Consider the following 15,566-nt stretch of genomic DNA (forward strand, 5'->3'; position numbering starts at 1 on the left):
GTTCATTATCATCAACAGAAATAGCCCACCAATCCTGTGAAGGATCAGTGGGCTAATGGGCTTCCCTATACTAATTATTCATATTTAAAATGAGACAAAGAATCTTTTAACTGTGTAGACACTTCTTCCAACTGCTGCGACAACTCTACTAAACGAGTAGAAATGTTCAGTTGTTCGCCGCTAAGAGATGCCACTTCCTCAGAAGTTGCAGAAGCTTCCTCCGCGACCGCGCTCACATTACTCATCGCTTCAACCAGTGTTGCTTGTGCTTGACTCAAACGCTCGATCGAGCCAGTCACATGCTGCAAATTACCAATCATACCGCCCATCTGATGCTGTACTTGATTAAATATAACGTCAGTCTCGCGAACAGAGTCCGTCTGCATCTGGAAGATCGGGAATGCAGAAGACAATGCTTCAACCGTCTCGATAATTTCTTGTTGAATCTTTTCCGTAATTTGCCCAACAACGTCAATTGACCGATGAGACTGATCCGCCAGATTGCGAATCTCGTCAGCAACTACCATAAAGCCTTTTCCCGCCGCACCTGCTCGGGCCGCCTCAATGGTGGCATTTAACGACAAAATGTTGGTCTGCTTGGTCATGTTATTTAACACGTCCAATATTTGACGAATCGACTTTGTGCTCTCACTTAATTGATTCACTTTGCCAGCAAGAGAACGCATCATTTCTTCTGTCGACATCGTACGCTCCATCAGGGAAGTCATGTTAGAAGCTCCCGAGGAGCTGGACTGCTCGACATCCTGTGCAGATTGATCCATTCGTGTATTAGCCTCAACAACACTGATCATCTGCTCCGCCATATTGTGTGTTAAGTCGTGACCACGCTCCGCCTCAACTGCCAGACTGGTCGCGCCTTTGGCAATCTCTTCTGTAGCAACTGCAATCTCCCTTGCCGATATCGCCGTGCTGCGTGAAGCATCAGACAATGATGCTGCTGTCTCCAGTACGGAACGCGCACTTTCCTCCGTTTGTTTCACAAGTCCAGTTATCTGCTCCATCATTACGTTAAAGGCTGCAGACAACTTCCCGATCTCGTCTTGTGTCTTCACCTCAGCCCGTACAGCCAGGTTCCCTTGTGCGCCCTCATTCATCAGACGTTGAATGGTCATGAGCGGCTTAGAAATCATCCGCATAACCAGCAAGCCAATCACAATCGCAATAATGGCTGCAACCGCCATACTAATAAAGGTAACCAACAAAATGATAGAAGCATCCTTCACAAGTTCTTTTACAGGAACAGCTCCGACCAGAACCCACTTCGTAGACTGCATCTCATGGAATACAGTCAGCGCACGTTCCCCACTATCCGTGGATACCACCGCGCTGCCTGACCAATTGTCAGACTCCTTCTCGCGGTCCGGAACAAGCCATTTAGCCGCAGCAGTTGTCAGCTTTGCTCTGTCCTCTGCATACATGTACTCGCCTTGCGTATTGATCACTTGGACAGAAGAACCTTCTCCAATCTCAATGTCCTTTATCGGGTTGGAGATGGACGCCAGCTTCAGTTCCATTATGATAACGTATTCGGCAGTACCTGTGGACACATCTTTCATCTGACGCGCCAGTCCAATGGTTGGCGTCGTAGATTTGTTGATACCGTTAGGCATCGTACCTATCCACACAGGTTGACCATTGCTATTTTTTACTTCTTCAAACCATTTTTGATCATAAAACATCTGTGTGCTGACATTATACCCTTGTGCAGACAACGTCTGCTTCTTCTCCGTTAAAGGTACAAGATAAATGTTCTCCATTAACTCATTGCCCAGTGTATACCCTTGAAGTGTCTTTTGAATGCTGTCTAACGTTTGGACCATGTCATATGTATTTGCTTTAAGATCATTCAAACTTTTTACATACTTGGTCAAGTTCGGGTCGAACATAATTTGCATACTCATCTTAATGTACTGATTAAGCTGCATATCCAGCTTTTCTGCGCCCTGTATCATCGTCTGATAGCTAGTCTCAGATACTTTACGTTCAATAGCACTTTTGGACACCATGTAAGACAGCATCCCCACGATAAATACAAATGCAATAATGCTAACGACGAAAATGACAAACAGCTTACCGCCCACGGATTGAAGTGGGTTTTTTAGCATTTTGAGTCCCTTCAGGTCTAGCAGGCTCTTCATACTGGAAAGCGTTTTCTCGACGGTTCGCTTGATGCGCGGAACACCGTTCATGACTCGTCCAACTCCCTTGTCTCTGTATGATCTTAAGCATGACTTGCACTATGTATTGCAGGCCACCTCTGTGTACAAGAAGATAGAATGATCCCTTGTTGGACAAAGGTGACGTGTTAACGATATCCCATCTGCTTGTCACTTTAATCCATAATCTATGCTGTTTAAATTCGTGGATGCAAAAGGTAGTAAAGTAATGTGCTGATAGCATGTAAGACATTTTAAGGGGATTAAACCAGCTCGCGGTCAAAAGCTTCTACGATATCCAATCCAATTACTTCCACTTCGCGATAAAACTGAAAGTCAGGATGTTCTTCTATGAGCTTCTCTCTCGATGTTGTCCGCAATTGCGGTTCAGCCATAGGCTCCTCAGAGCCAATCACGAGTTGATCTACTCGCTCTTTCTCACTGTAATCAAAATCTATAGTCTTGCATGTCACGTCCACGATATGTAAATATCGGCCTGGATGGTACCCAACGTGCTTAAATGTTTTTTTGATTGCTTCATAGGTTAACGCCAACTTAGCCCACTCCTTCTTAATGGTATAACCTCTATAATAATATCGGCAGTTTGGATTCATTTCAAAAGACTTTTTTGCAATTTTCACATAAAAATTCAAAAAAACTTGTTAAATGTCGAATTTGCAACATAAAAAAGCGCAAATGCAGTGTGCAAATGCGCTCAGCCAGAGGATAAAACACAATATTTAACATCTATCGATCTTGGGGGGATACGGATGTACCAGCTGTGTTTCATCCCCTGGAGATGGAGCATGCCCCGTTAAACTGAACAGGAATGACGGTTTTATTAAACTTTGCGTTGAAAACGCATACATGCACCTGCCTATATTGTGCACTAGATGTGCATCAGTAAACAGTAGATAAACTATAGATTTAATGGCATAATTAAATAAATATTAATATATGTTTAAATGTTCATTTATAATTATTCGTCATCTTCGTCCTCGAAATGTCTCAAATGGCGTTGGAACATCGCCTTGACCTGTTCATGATTATGTTTTGCGATAAGTACATAAGCCATATCCCCTGCCTGGAACTTAGTTGCTCCATTTGGCGCAATCACCTGTGTGTCCCTCATTACAGCGGTAACGGAAGTGTTCATTGGAAGTGTCAGTTCAGCCAGCGTGGCGTGTTCCACAACGGAGCCTGCCCAGACCTTAAGGCAAATCATATCCATATGTGTATCCAAGCCAGGCAGTAGTTCAATCGTATGTACATGCTCAGCCTGTCTTCCCCTGGCAAGTCCGAGCTTTCCGGCCAAAGGCGAGATCGTTGCGCCTTGAAGCAGTGCAGATGTCAGAACAACAAAGAAAATAACGTTAAAAAACAACTTTCCATTTTCTAAATGTGCCGTTAATGGATAGGTCGCTAATATGATCGGGACAGCCCCCTTGAGACCCGCCCATGCAATCAACGTCTTTTCTTTACGATTGAACTTCGTAAATAGCAAGCTTAGCCATACTCCAATAGGTCGCGCAATAAACATAAGAATAAGGGATAATGCCATGCCTTGCCATGCAATACCAAGCAGCTGCTGCGGAAACACAAGCAAGCCAAGTAAAATAAACATCATGATCTGCATCATCCAGGAAAAGCCCTCGTTAAACCTAATAATCGAAAACCGATAAGTAAGATCCGCATTACCTAGAATAATGGCCATCACATAGACGGTAAGAAAGCCACTGCATTCCATTATAGCCGCTCCACTGTACGAGAAGATGCCGAGTCCTATGGCAAGTACGGGATACAAGCCGGCATTATCGAGACGTATACGATTCAGTAACTGGACTGACAAATAACCAAAAAGAAGGCCGAGCAGCAAACCCGCTCCCATTTGCCAGACAAAAAGTACAATCATTCTTACCCATGAAATCGCTTCTTGTTGTTGAATAAGTGTAATTATTGTAATGGTTAAGAAGACGGCCATCGGATCATTTGTACCTGACTCCGCTTCTAAAGTAGCCTTTAACGTACGCCGAATCGGCTTGCCGCCCAATACGGAGAATACAGCCGCCGCATCAGTCGATCCGACGATAGCGCCAATCAACAGTCCTTCCAACCAATCCAATTGAAGGATAAACTTAGCACATACCCCCACCAAACCTGCTGTGACTGCCACTCCAATAGTAGATAAAGACAATGCAGGAGACAAGATAGGCCGCATCCTGCTCCAGTTCGTATGCATCCCGCCTTCAAACAAAATGACGATTAGTGCCAAAATGCCAAACAATTGTGTCCGGTTTGCATTGTCGTAATAAATAAATGGATTCAATGCCATCCCCAATACGATAAACAGAACGAGTGAAGGCACGTTAAGCTTATTGGTCATCTTGGCACCGACAACCCCAACAAGAAGCATTAATCCAAGCAGAAAGAGAAGACCATCCGTTGTCCATATCATAGCCTTTCATGATCACTCCTTCTCATACCTTACACATCATAACACCTGTTATTTTATCAAATCACTTGATCTCGTACAAAAAAGAGCCCCTATTCAACACTCGTGAATAAAAGCTCTGTTTTCTCATAGGATGAGCTGCTTAAATATAGCCTTTGCTATCGCTAAGTGTCCTGTTGTGCCCGGATGTACACGATCACCTGCGATAACGGAAGGATACAGATGCTCCAGCATCTCATTCATAACAGCCTGTATATCGATAACCTTTATTTTATTTTCCGCGCCAATCTGTTTCACGATCGCTCCGTATCGGTCCATCTCTGCCCGCATCGGATCTTGCTCATTCGGTTCTACATAAAACGGCGTCAGCAGCATGACATCTACTTGCCACGCTAATGTATCATATACCAGATGACGCAGCGTAGCCTCATACTCCTCCGCATAGACAGCATCCTCTGGCATCCAGGGCGCGTCAAATTTGCGCCATACATCATTAATTCCGATACAAATGATAACACCATCAGGTTGTAATTGAATCACATCGTCCTGCCAGCGGCGCTTGAGGTCTCTCACCGTGTTACCGCTTACCCCCATATTGACGAGTCGAATCAAGGTAGCTGGATGTTCAGTCTGAAGCAGTGCATGCAGCAGCGCAACATAACCGTTGCCCAGCTTATTGGCGCTCCCCTCACCAACAGGACGCACTCGATCACAATCTGTAATAGAATCACCAATTACAACCAGCTTGTATCCATCATGTAATTGCATGGCAACCATCTCCTTTAATATCGACGTATCTATCAAATACATAGTTTGATTATCCATTGAATGCCAAACTTATCCTGATTGTACCACAGCCATTTGCTTTCGTCCGTGACTTTCTCTGTATTACCTTAATTGACCTCTTTCTTCCTGCCCTAATATCAAGTATACTGGGATATGTCTATTTTTCCGAACAATTAAACTGATATTTCTCGTATATGTGCAGGAATAGGCCTGTTCGTTTCTACCAGATCACCGAAATGATCGGACTACGGGAGTTAACTGTTCATACATACGGAAGGAAAGAAGTCCGTCAGCTGCGCTAGTCGCATACCTGCACCCTTCAATCCCTCGTTGACGAACAAGCTCTTCAGCCTGATGTTGCCGGTATCCCACCTGATACTGCTCGATCAGGCTTTTTCGTGTTCTGTGCACCCTAACATCCAAGGAGGAGTCCCACTATGAAAATGCTCAAAGACAAGATTTCACAAGAAGGTATCGTACTAAGCGAGACCGTACTAAAGGTAGATTCATTCTTGAATCACCAGATGGACCCTGTGTTAATGATGGAAATGGGTAAAGAATTCGCGCGTCGGTTTGCAGACCAGAAGATTACAAAAGTTCTCACAATTGAATCTTCCGGTATTGCACCCGCTTTAACGACAGCACTTGTATTAAATGTGCCGCTTGTTTTCGCTCGCAAGCAAAAATCCCTGACGCTAACCGAGGACCTGATCGTTGAAAAAGTGCACTCTTTTACGAAACAGACAACTAACGATGTCACCGTGTCACGAAAATATTTGTCACCGAATGACCATGTGCTTGTTATCGATGACTTCTTGGCGGTTGGAGAAGCTTCCTTCGGTCTTGCTCGCATCGCAGAGCAGGTCGGCGCAACCGTGGCTGGCATCGGGATCGTCATTGAAAAATCGTTTCAGCCTGGCCGCGGCAATCTAATAGAAGCTGGTTATCGTGTTGAATCATTAGCCCGTATCAAATCTCTCCATAACGGACAAGTACAATTTGTAGAAGAGTAATTATTGAAGTAGACCTATATATGCTTTCACCTTGAGGAGGAAAAGTTGTCATGCAACCAGAAGATCGCGTCTTTCAGCGCAATCGCCATCCATTTCAAACATTCTCACTTGGACTGCAGCACGTACTCGCTATGTATGCAGGTGCGGTTATCGTTCCCCTTATTGTAGGCGGAGCTCTGCACTTCACCCAGGAGCAGCTTACTTACCTGGTTGCTATTGACCTGTTAATGTGCGGCGTAGCAACATTGCTCCAAGTATGGAAAAATAAATGGTTTGGCATCGGCTTCCCGGTTGTGCTTGGGTGCGCATTTCAAGCCGTAACCCCAATGATTGCAATTGGTAGCGACCCCGATTATGGAGTGTCGTATATATATGGCGCGATCCTGGCCTCCGGCCTCTTTATCGTGTTGTGCAGCGGCGTGTTCGGCAAGCTGATTCGCTTGTTCCCGCCCGTAGTGACAGGTTCAGTTGTGACCATTATTGGTGTGACCTTAATCCCGGTTGCTTTCACAGACTTGGGCGGCGGAAGCGGCGCCTCAGACTTCGGCAGTTTGCAAAATCTCAGTATCGGGTTCGGCGTCTTGATCTTCATTATTCTAATGAATAAGCTATCTTCCGGCTTTCTTCGCTCCGTATCCATTCTGATCGGATTGTTTATCGGAACGCTTGCAGCCTCTTTCTTCGGTCTGGTCGATTTTGCTAAAGTATCGGCAGCTGAAACGTTCCATATGGTAAAGCCGTTTTATTTCGGATCACCTGAATTTGCGATTACTCCCATTCTGACCATGATAATCGTTTCTATTGTAAGCGTGGCAGAATCAACAGGCGTATTTATGGCGCTCGGCAAAATACTGGAAAAAGACGTAACCTCCAAAGATTTGTCGCGTGGATACCGTGCTGAGGGGCTCGCTATTATGCTTGGAGGGATCTTTAATTCATTTCCGTATACCACCTACTCGCAAAATGTCGGTCTGCTGCAAATGAGCCGCGTAAAGACACGAGACGTTATCGTAGTAGCTGGCGGCCTGTTGATCCTACTCGGATTCGTTCCCAAAATCGCTGCATTTGCAACTCTGATTCCGCACAGCGTACTGGGAGGCGCCATGGTTGCGATGTTTGGTATGGTCGTATCCTCAGGCATGCGAATGCTAGGCGCAGAGGTAGACTTAAATCGACACGAAAACTTGTTTATTATAGCTTGTTCCGTTGGTATGGGCCTTGGTGTAACAACTGTTCCTGGCTTGTTTGCCCAACTTCCTACCACTTTGCAAATTCTTACCGGTAATGGCATCGTAGCAGGTACTTTTACGGCAATTGTGCTGAATCTGATCTTTAACGGCTTAGGTGAAAAGAACTCAGATGCTGCTTCCAAAGCTGCCTGATCCAATTTCTACTTAACAGGCATCACATTTGTATGTCCTTAGTTCCTGCTGGTCAAGGGCCAGCAGACAAAACCGGAATAAATACCATGCCTAATAGAGAAGCCGTGTACGTCACATTGTGGAGCATACGGCTTCTTTTTTATGACATCGCCCTCGTTTGAAGGTGATTCTCTGTCATAAACCTGCATGCTCTATTTTGTATAGGCGTGTGATCGAACACTACAAACCGTCTGGACGGTTTGTAGTGTAACCTGTATTCTAGTTATATAAACGTTTTTCATTTTGACGGATTAATGCTGGAGGTGGGCATCCTATGTCTTCAAAATCTGAACAAACACGCGAGAAAATCATGAAGGCTGCCATTTATATCGTCAATAAGCAAGGTGTGCAGCATTTGACCCTAGAAGGTGTTGCCGCCCAAGCAGGCATTAGCAAAGGAGGATTGCTGCATCATTACGGCAGCAAAGAGTTACTTGTTAAAGCACTCCTGGAGTATACGACCCAAGGGTATTACAACGATGTACGTGCCTATGCTGAGGAGGAGAATCCCCGACCAGGGAGCTGGACACGCGCCATGATTAAGGCATCTGCTTGCGATGAATTATATCAGACCGACTTGAATACAGGGATTGCAGCAGCGTTGTTAACCAATCCACAGCTCTTGTCGCTTACACGCGAGCACTATGAATTTATGCAGCAGAAGTTGGAGCAGGATGGCCTCGATCCTGTCTTGGCTACTATAATCCGCTTAGCAGTTGACGGTTTATGGTTTGCTGAAATGCTTCACTTGGCCCCGCTAGATGCTCAAATGCGCGCAAAAGTATCAGAGCAGCTTATGCAGCTTACTTATCTAGGTAATAACGAACCTGAACAGGAATAAAGGAGTTTTACGATGCAAGGGTATATATTTTTGGCAGTTGCCATTGTTACAGAAGTATTCGGGAGCACCATGCTCAAATATTCGAATGGATTTAGCAAGCTTTGGCCTTCTCTTGGAGTTGTTGCAGGTTATGGAACGGCTTTCTATATGCTGGGATTAACCTTAAAGACGCTCCCTCTCGGAACGGCATATGCAATCTGGGCCGGTATCGGCACCGCACTCACGGCGATTATAGGATACTTTTTATTTAAAGACCAGCTCAGCACCTTACAAGGTGTAGGTATCCTGCTTGTCATCGGTGGTGTTGTATTACTTAATTTCGCAAAATAACTGTAGACCTGGCTTATATAGAGGAGAAAGCATCCGCGCTGCCTGTTAAAGGCAAGAACGGATGCTGTTTTGTTTAACTAGCTCTTATTTTAAATAATAGCTCTAGAACCCTCTCGTTCACTCTGGTCGTGTCAAAATAAACTTCTCTCCAAGCTTCGTGTAATCATGACCTGCCATACGGCTAATCGGATTCAGCTTCTCTGCTAAAATGCGGCCATTTTCATACACATCCTCCGCAATATGAAACCGAACAACCCGCGCTATCAATAGATCGCAGGCAGGCTGTTCGCCTGTCCCACCAAGAGGAATCACCTGTTCCAACCTGCATTCCATCCGAATCTTAGGTTCTTTAATGCCCGGTACAGCGACCAAATCACTTGGCACTGGGGTCAACTGTGTCCGATCAACCTCGCTCTCATCTGGAGCAAGATTGGCCGCTGTAAGGTTGACCTGCTCTATTATCGATTCATCTGTAATATGAATCACCAGTTCACCGCGATCAATCGCGTTTCTGGTCGTATCCTTGATTACGCCAGCTTTGCGCTGCACCGATATAGACAACAATGGTGGTTGGCTTGCCACGATTGAGAAGTAACTGAACGGGGCAGCATTTAGCGTGCCCTCTTGCGACAGCGTCGTTACAAAAGCGATCGGCCGCGGAATGACACTCCCGATTAGCAATTTGTAATTCTCATGATCGGTTTGCGCCGTTGGATCAATTGTAATCATCATATCCCCCATTTGCTTGCACCTGCTTAATCTGCTGCAACGTATTCTTTAAACCAAGCAGCTGCTGCATCCACTTCCTGAGCTGTAAGCTGATGGCCGAATCGTTCCCAATGTACCTTAACAGTTGCACCCGCGCCTTCAAGCAGCACCTGCAGCTCCTCTGTTTCGTGTGGCGGGCAGAGCGGATCGTTGCTGCCCGCTCCGATGAAGATCGGCATTCCCGTCATATCCGGCAGTTCTACGCCGCGACGCGGTACCATTGGATGGTGAAGTATTGCCCCTGTTAAGGAGTCTGCATAGTGGAACAGCAAGCTGCCTGCGATATTAGCACCATTCGAATAACCGATCGCAATTAAATGATTTCGATCAAATCCATATTGAAGTGCTGCCTCATCTAGAAAAGCATGGACCTCCTGCGTGCGTAATATGAGATCTTCTTCATCAAACACACCTTCTGCCAGCCGTTTGAAGAATCGGGGCATGCCATTCTCCAGCACATTTCCTCTTAGGCTTAATACCGATGACTGTGGTGAAATAATAGTAGCCAGCGGTAGAAGATCACGTTCTGTTCCACCTGTACCATGGAATAGCACAAGCGTTGGTGCCGAGATATCCGTGCCTTTAATAAAAATGTGTTTCATCATGATTGTTCCCCTTCCAATTCTCGCAACGTAATAGGTAGTAAGTTCGCTTCAATCTCAGCACGATGTGGTTCAAACCATGCTGGCAGCATCAATTGCTCGCCAAGCGCATCTGCAGATTCGTCCTTTGAAAACCCTGGAGGATCTGTCGCAATCTCGAATAGTATTCCCCCGCCCTCGCGGAAGTAAATAGCATTAAAATATTGACGGTCGATCACAGGTGTTACCTGATATCCGTGCTGTTCCACTACGTCTCGCCATTGTTCATGCTGGGTATAGTCTGTCGCGCGCCACGCAATATGGTGGACGGTGCCTGCTCCGCCACTCCCCCAATCCATGCTGGCTCTTGGAACATCAATGATATTTCCGATATCGCCTGTGCCTCTATAACGAACATAACCAACATCTTCAGCAACCTTTTCCAGTCCAAGCACCTGCTCCAGCGCAATTATCGTTTGGCCCGGATTGACACTGTAAAGTACAGCCCCACCAAACCCCTTAATCGCTTTATCGGTCGGTATACCACCAAACGACCACTTACTATTGACTCCTGCTTCACGCTCCACCAGTTCTAATTTTAATCCTTCATTATCTGTGAATTGTAAATAGCTTTCTGAAAATCTTGAACCCTTCATCATGGATATACCGAACTTGTGCAGCCGCTGCTCCCAAAAATCCATCGTACCAGGTGGAATAACATAGGAAGTAACTCCAACCTGACCGCCGCCCACTCGACCCCGCCGCGACTCTGGCCATGGGAAAAACGTAATGATTGTGCCTGGACTTCCTGCTTCATTACCAAAATAGAGATGATATACCTCAGTTGCATCAAAGTTAATTGTCTTTTTTACTAATCGAAGTCCAAGTACCCCTGCATAAAAATCTACGTTTGCTTGTGGGTCTCTTGCAAATGCGGTGATATGATGAATTCCTGCTGTGTGTAAAGTCATCTTCATCCACTCCTTATTTTATATCGTGCGGTGATAGCTTCCTGATGTGATACTCAGAGCTGTAGTATCTGTGAAGCACATTTTGGTGATATCTATCTCCTTGTTTCTTGTATCAGCCTAAAAAAATATTCCCATTCCTACATTCTCGATATCAAGATTTCTAATATACATGATCTCCGAGCGAAATCGTTCGAGCTGTATCATCTTGTAGTTCTGGATTGAATCGCAGCATAGGTATAAACTGTTCTTATTTCTTAAATTTAATGCTTGCTTCTCTTTTATATATATCTTTATTCTATTTATCTTGAATTAAAGATATATGATTTACGGACTATTGTCAACCCTCACGTTGGGAAATAGTCCAATCCTCCTCTATTCTTGATCTTCTCCCCGGATAGCTCCATCCAGCAATACCAAGCAAATCAATAAAGCCGCCAACCCTACTTTCTCAGTAGAGTTGGCGGCTTCAATACTTCATCTTATAGATGGAGGGTATAGCCTCTTCGTCAACCTCTTGACGGCTGGATTAGCCCTGCGGGAAATAACCAACCGCAACAGCATGTTCAATCATCCGTCGAATAAAGCCTTCATCGACAGGCGCACATTCGACCTCTGTCTCAGCGAGAGCTGCTGCCGTATGCATACAGCCATAACGGTAGTTGGAGTTCTTGGCTCCGTCCCCTTCCAACTGAGCCATGGCAAGATGCAGAGCTTCTGTATCCTTAGGGATCGCAGCGTCAAACAGCCAGTTGCTGTACGCGTTAAACTTCATTAGTTCTACGTCGTATCCACAGCGATTAATAAGTTCAATAAAGTCAGCGTACAATACTTGCTGGGGATTACAAATATGGAATACTTGGCCGATCGTGTCTGGTCTTAACGCTAAAGCCACAATCGATTGACTTGCATAATCAATCGGTGTAAAGTCCACATACCAATTTGCTTGTGGCGCCTTCCCAAGCAACAGCATCGCTTTGATCATACGATAAAACGCGTTGCTGTCGATATTTTTCTGGAAGCGGCCATGCTCCGAATGACAAGTCAAATTACCGGCGCGGTAAATATTAACCGCTGCCCCTTGTTTAGCGGCAGCAAACAACAGTTTCTCCGCTTCCAGCTTGCTATTCGTGTATACATTCTCCGCAGCAAGATCGGTTGCAAGCCCCTGCTCCTGCAACGCTGCATCCCACTTGCCTTCAAGTGCCAAATCCTCTGGTATGCCCATCGTTGACACGTGGTGGAACCGGACACCCTGCTTCGCCATAGCCATATCCAGCAAGAACTTCGTACCTGCCACATTGGTCTTCGCGAATTGCGCGACATCTCCGAAGTGACGTACATCTGCCGCACTATGAATGATCGTATCGACACATGAACGCAGCAAGTCTTGATCGTCCTCGGACAGCCCTAAATGATCGCGCTCTAAATCACCTTCAACAGCTTGTACACGATCTTTCATAAGAGTTGCAACCGTCTCGCCGAAATACTGCTTCATCGTATCCTGTAACCGACTGAGGCTTGCACCTGGCGTCGATGGTCTGACTAAGCAGTATACTGTGGCATCTGTTCGTTTCAATAGTTCGAATAAGATATGGGATCCCAAGTATCCCGTTGCTCCAGTTAACAAAACATGCTGCGGCTGCTTAAAGTCCTGTGCATCAAGTTGGCTTTCTAACCGGACAGGATGCTCATTCAAATCCGTTATGATCCACTCCGCTGACTGCTCTTCTTCCGTCACGCTGGACAACTCCGAAAGGATCTGTACACGCTCTGCTAATTCACTAAGCAGCTTATATTGGAAGAAATCGTTGATTCGCAGATTCGGAAAATGCGGCTTGAGCAGCGCCAGAACGTGAATAACACGCAAAGAGTCTCCGCCTACCTCAAAGAAGTTGTCATGGATGCCAATCGGCTTTACATGCAGCACCTGCTCCCACGCTTCCGCAATTTTGCGCTGCGTTTCATTTACTGGCGCAACGTATACACGCTCTGCCAGCTGCTGCTGTTCGATCTGCATCGCTGCCAATCCCTTGCGGTCAATTTTACCGGTTGGCGAAATCGGCATCCCCTCTAGTTGTGTCATATATTTCGGCACAAAATAGGAAGGCAGCTTATCTGCTAAGAATAGTCGTACATCTGCAATGGATACCTGTGATTGATCCTTGGTCGTAAAGAAAGCAGCAAGGACATTTTGATCCTCATCGTCTTTCTTCGCAACAATAGCCACGTCCTGGACATTTGGATATTGAGCCAACTTATCTTCAATTTCCCCGATCTCGATCCGATGTCCACGAATTTTAATTTGTGAATCCTTACGTGTCACATACTCAATCGTCCCGTCAGCCAACAATCGCGCAATATCACCCGATTTGTATACGAGCTCACTTGCCTCAAACGGACTGGCCACAAATGACTGCTCCGTACGCTCAGGCTGATTTAAATATCCTTTGGCAAGCCCAACCGTTGAAATATATATTTCACCAGGCACATTAACAGGACAAAGCTGATCATTTTCATTTACAATATACACTTTATAATTGCTAATCGGCTTCCCGATCGGAATATTGCTTAAAGTTTCCGGTACTAACTCACTCACTTTATGTGTAGTTGTACAAACCGTACACTCCGTTGGTCCATAGACGTTTACAATCTCGATCTGCTCACCGAACTTACGCTGGAATGCACGAACCTGCTCGCCATAAAGTGCTTCGCCCGCAACCGTAATCAGCTTTACTTTGGACAGCTTCTTGTACCCTTCATCTGACAGGTGTGCCGCCAATTGATTAAAGAACACTGTCGGCAGGATCGTAATGATCGTCGTATTGGTCCGCGCAATGGCCTCTGCAAACTCCTCCACAGAGACACGTTCTTCAGCGGACAGTAGGTACAAATGCGCGCCAAAGAACAATGCGCCTACCGTATCCCAAACCGATGCGTCAAAGCTGTAGGTCGCAAATTGGGTCAACACCTCATGCTCATTAATGTGGCAATCCTGCTGTACAACAAACCCGAGATTGACAACACCTTTATGGGCAATAAGTGCACCTTTGGGCTTGCCCGTCGAACCTGATGTGTAAATGATGTAGGCGAGATCATCAGACTGAACATCTACTGCCGGATCAGCAGACGAATACACGCTCAGGTCAGCATCAATATGAACAAGTTCCTTTACCGTCGAGATCGTGGATGATAAATGTGCAGCCTTATCCGCAAATTGTACTTTCGTCACAATAAAAGCAGATTTCGTATCCTCCACGATGTATTGATTACGTTCCTCTGGATGTTCTGGGTCAACTGGAACATACGCGCCGCCAGCCTTCATTATGCCTAACAAACTAATGACTGTCTCCAGACTCCGATCCATGTAAATCGTCACAAAGTCACCTTTGCGCAATCCCTTGGCTAGCAGCATGTGAGCGACCTGATTCGCACGGGCATTTAACTCTGCATAGGAATAACTAGCTTCGAGCGATGAAATAGCCGTTCGTGATGCAAATCTGTTCACTGCAGCCTCAAACATGCCATGAATGGTCTGCTCTGTAGGATAATCAACGTAGGTATTGTTTAACTGCCCGTACACCTTATGATCATCCTCAGTCAAAATATCAAAGCCACCAATTAGCACCTTCGGATCATTAATGACCGCATCAAGCACTTTACTGAAATAGACAGCATACCGCTCAACGGTTGCACGCTGCAGCAAAGACTGATCATATCGAATATTTAGCAAGAACTGCTGCTTAGCCGTATGAACGTTCCATTCAATAATCGGTTTAACATCACGACTTGATTGTGCATTTACCTGAAACACACTATCTGTTTCTGAAGATTCATGCAACAATGGGCTGCTTGCCAACTGGCCTTGTATGAAGTCCGTCAGAGCTTGGAACGTCTGCCCGCCTTCCAGCGTAGCAAACACTGCGCTCAAGGGTCTCTCCATACTATTGGTAGCCACCATCAGCTCTTTTTCACCCGATATCCGGTATACCCATACCATATATGCAGCCGTTAACAAAGCGTGAAGCTGGCCTGCTTGAGTTGCAGCAGCCAGCTTGCCATTCCACTTTCCAGAAAAATCAAAGGATACCTCAGTATAATCGTAAGTACGCAAATGTCTTGCCGCATCCAAAGGGACTTGCAGCATAGGCAGTATGGTATTTTTGTCAAGTGTATTTGGTTTCATAGAAGTTGCGATCATGTACGTTTGCCTCCAACACCTTATCTCT

Annotated in this window: 13 protein-coding genes and 1 riboswitch; of the genes, 4 read left to right on the forward strand and 9 right to left on the reverse strand. The window is 45.6% G+C overall.

Annotation, left to right across the window (positions count from 1 at the left end):
- Positions 1 to 74: 74 nt before the first annotated feature.
- From MH117_RS15630 to MH117_RS15650, 5 genes are all read right to left on the reverse strand, one after another.
- Positions 75 to 2,210: a methyl-accepting chemotaxis protein gene (locus tag MH117_RS15630; RefSeq protein ID WP_239329872.1), complete on the reverse strand. Its 2,136-nt coding sequence runs from the start codon at positions 2,208 to 2,210 to the stop codon at positions 75 to 77.
- A 230-nt stretch (positions 2,211 to 2,440) separates the two neighbouring features.
- The gene (locus MH117_RS15635; protein WP_239329876.1) at positions 2,441 to 2,818 is read right to left on the reverse strand and encodes a hypothetical protein; all 378 of its coding nucleotides are present in this window, start codon (positions 2,816 to 2,818) and stop codon (positions 2,441 to 2,443) included.
- 338 nt (positions 2,819 to 3,156) lie between these two features.
- Entirely contained in the window at positions 3,157 to 4,632 is a 1,476-nt protein-coding gene (locus MH117_RS15640; RefSeq protein WP_239329878.1) for a potassium/proton antiporter, read from the reverse strand.
- 123 nt (positions 4,633 to 4,755) lie between these two features.
- Positions 4,756 to 5,397, reverse strand: a complete 642-nt coding sequence (locus MH117_RS15645; RefSeq protein ID WP_239329880.1) for an SGNH/GDSL hydrolase family protein — start codon at positions 5,395 to 5,397, stop codon at positions 4,756 to 4,758.
- A gap of 186 nt (positions 5,398 to 5,583) precedes the next feature.
- Positions 5,584 to 5,683: riboswitch (purine riboswitch) on the forward strand.
- Complete coding sequence (locus MH117_RS15650; protein WP_239329881.1) at positions 5,644 to 5,826, reverse strand: hypothetical protein; 183 nt, start codon at positions 5,824 to 5,826, stop codon at positions 5,644 to 5,646. Its footprint overlaps the riboswitch before it by 40 nt.
- A gap of 26 nt (positions 5,827 to 5,852) precedes the next feature.
- Here MH117_RS15650 and MH117_RS15655 point away from each other — a divergent pair, with 26 nt between their 5' ends.
- The 4 genes from MH117_RS15655 (at position 5,853) to MH117_RS15670 (ending at position 9,020) form a co-directional block, all read left to right on the forward strand.
- The gene (locus MH117_RS15655) at positions 5,853 to 6,428 is read left to right on the forward strand and encodes a xanthine phosphoribosyltransferase (protein WP_239329883.1); all 576 of its coding nucleotides are present in this window, start codon (positions 5,853 to 5,855) and stop codon (positions 6,426 to 6,428) included.
- Positions 6,429 to 6,478: 50 nt separating this feature from the next.
- Entirely contained in the window at positions 6,479 to 7,810 is a 1,332-nt protein-coding gene (locus tag MH117_RS15660) for a nucleobase:cation symporter-2 family protein (protein ID WP_239329885.1), read from the forward strand.
- Between the two features lie 313 nt (positions 7,811 to 8,123).
- A complete protein-coding gene (locus MH117_RS15665) occupies positions 8,124 to 8,690 on the forward strand; it encodes a TetR/AcrR family transcriptional regulator (RefSeq protein ID WP_239329887.1) in 567 nt (188 codons plus the stop codon).
- A 12-nt stretch (positions 8,691 to 8,702) separates the two neighbouring features.
- Positions 8,703 to 9,020, forward strand: coding sequence for a DMT family transporter (locus tag MH117_RS15670; RefSeq protein ID WP_239329889.1), 318 nt, complete (start codon positions 8,703 to 8,705; stop codon positions 9,018 to 9,020).
- A gap of 117 nt (positions 9,021 to 9,137) precedes the next feature.
- Here MH117_RS15670 and MH117_RS15675 read toward each other — a convergent pair whose 3' ends face one another.
- The 4 genes from MH117_RS15675 to MH117_RS15690 form a co-directional block, all read right to left on the reverse strand.
- Complete coding sequence (locus MH117_RS15675) at positions 9,138 to 9,749, reverse strand: flavin reductase family protein (protein ID WP_239330671.1); 612 nt, start codon at positions 9,747 to 9,749, stop codon at positions 9,138 to 9,140.
- A gap of 26 nt (positions 9,750 to 9,775) precedes the next feature.
- The gene (locus MH117_RS15680; RefSeq protein WP_239330673.1) at positions 9,776 to 10,390 is read right to left on the reverse strand and encodes an alpha/beta hydrolase; all 615 of its coding nucleotides are present in this window, start codon (positions 10,388 to 10,390) and stop codon (positions 9,776 to 9,778) included.
- On the reverse strand, positions 10,390 to 11,340 hold the full coding sequence (locus tag MH117_RS15685) for a ring-cleaving dioxygenase (protein WP_239329892.1): 951 nt from the start codon (positions 11,338 to 11,340) through the stop codon (positions 10,390 to 10,392). The genes MH117_RS15680 and MH117_RS15685 overlap by 1 nt, the downstream gene beginning before the upstream one ends.
- Positions 11,341 to 11,866: 526 nt before the next feature.
- Positions 11,867 to 15,523, reverse strand: coding sequence for a non-ribosomal peptide synthetase family protein (locus tag MH117_RS15690; RefSeq protein ID WP_481857275.1), 3,657 nt, complete (start codon positions 15,521 to 15,523; stop codon positions 11,867 to 11,869).
- Positions 15,524 to 15,566 lie beyond the last annotated feature (43 nt).

Source organism: Paenibacillus sp. ACRRX, from assembly GCF_022346885.1.
In the GTDB taxonomy this organism is placed as follows: Bacteria; Bacillota; Bacilli; order Paenibacillales; family Paenibacillaceae; genus Paenibacillus_B.

Excerpts from the sequence above, each read along its gene's own strand:
- MH117_RS15630 (WP_239329872.1), bottom strand. The coding sequence starts at position 2,210 with ATGAACGGTGTTCCGCGCATCAAGCGAACCGTCGAGAAAACGCTTTCC.
- MH117_RS15640 (WP_239329878.1), bottom strand. The coding sequence starts at position 4,632 with ATGATATGGACAACGGATGGTCTTCTCTTTCTGCTTGGATTAATGCTT.
- MH117_RS15645 (WP_239329880.1), bottom strand. The coding sequence starts at position 5,397 with ATGCAATTACATGATGGATACAAGCTGGTTGTAATTGGTGATTCTATT.
- MH117_RS15655 (WP_239329883.1), top strand. The coding sequence starts at position 5,853 with ATGAAAATGCTCAAAGACAAGATTTCACAAGAAGGTATCGTACTAAGC.
- MH117_RS15660 (WP_239329885.1), top strand. The coding sequence starts at position 6,479 with ATGCAACCAGAAGATCGCGTCTTTCAGCGCAATCGCCATCCATTTCAA.
- MH117_RS15665 (WP_239329887.1), top strand. The coding sequence starts at position 8,124 with ATGTCTTCAAAATCTGAACAAACACGCGAGAAAATCATGAAGGCTGCC.
- MH117_RS15670 (WP_239329889.1), top strand. The coding sequence starts at position 8,703 with ATGCAAGGGTATATATTTTTGGCAGTTGCCATTGTTACAGAAGTATTC.
- MH117_RS15675 (WP_239330671.1), bottom strand. The coding sequence starts at position 9,749 with ATGATTACAATTGATCCAACGGCGCAAACCGATCATGAGAATTACAAA.
- MH117_RS15680 (WP_239330673.1), bottom strand. The coding sequence starts at position 10,390 with ATGAAACACATTTTTATTAAAGGCACGGATATCTCGGCACCAACGCTT.
- MH117_RS15685 (WP_239329892.1), bottom strand. The coding sequence starts at position 11,340 with ATGACTTTACACACAGCAGGAATTCATCATATCACCGCATTTGCAAGA.
- MH117_RS15690 (WP_481857275.1), bottom strand. The coding sequence starts at position 15,523 with ATGAAACCAAATACACTTGACAAAAATACCATACTGCCTATGCTGCAA.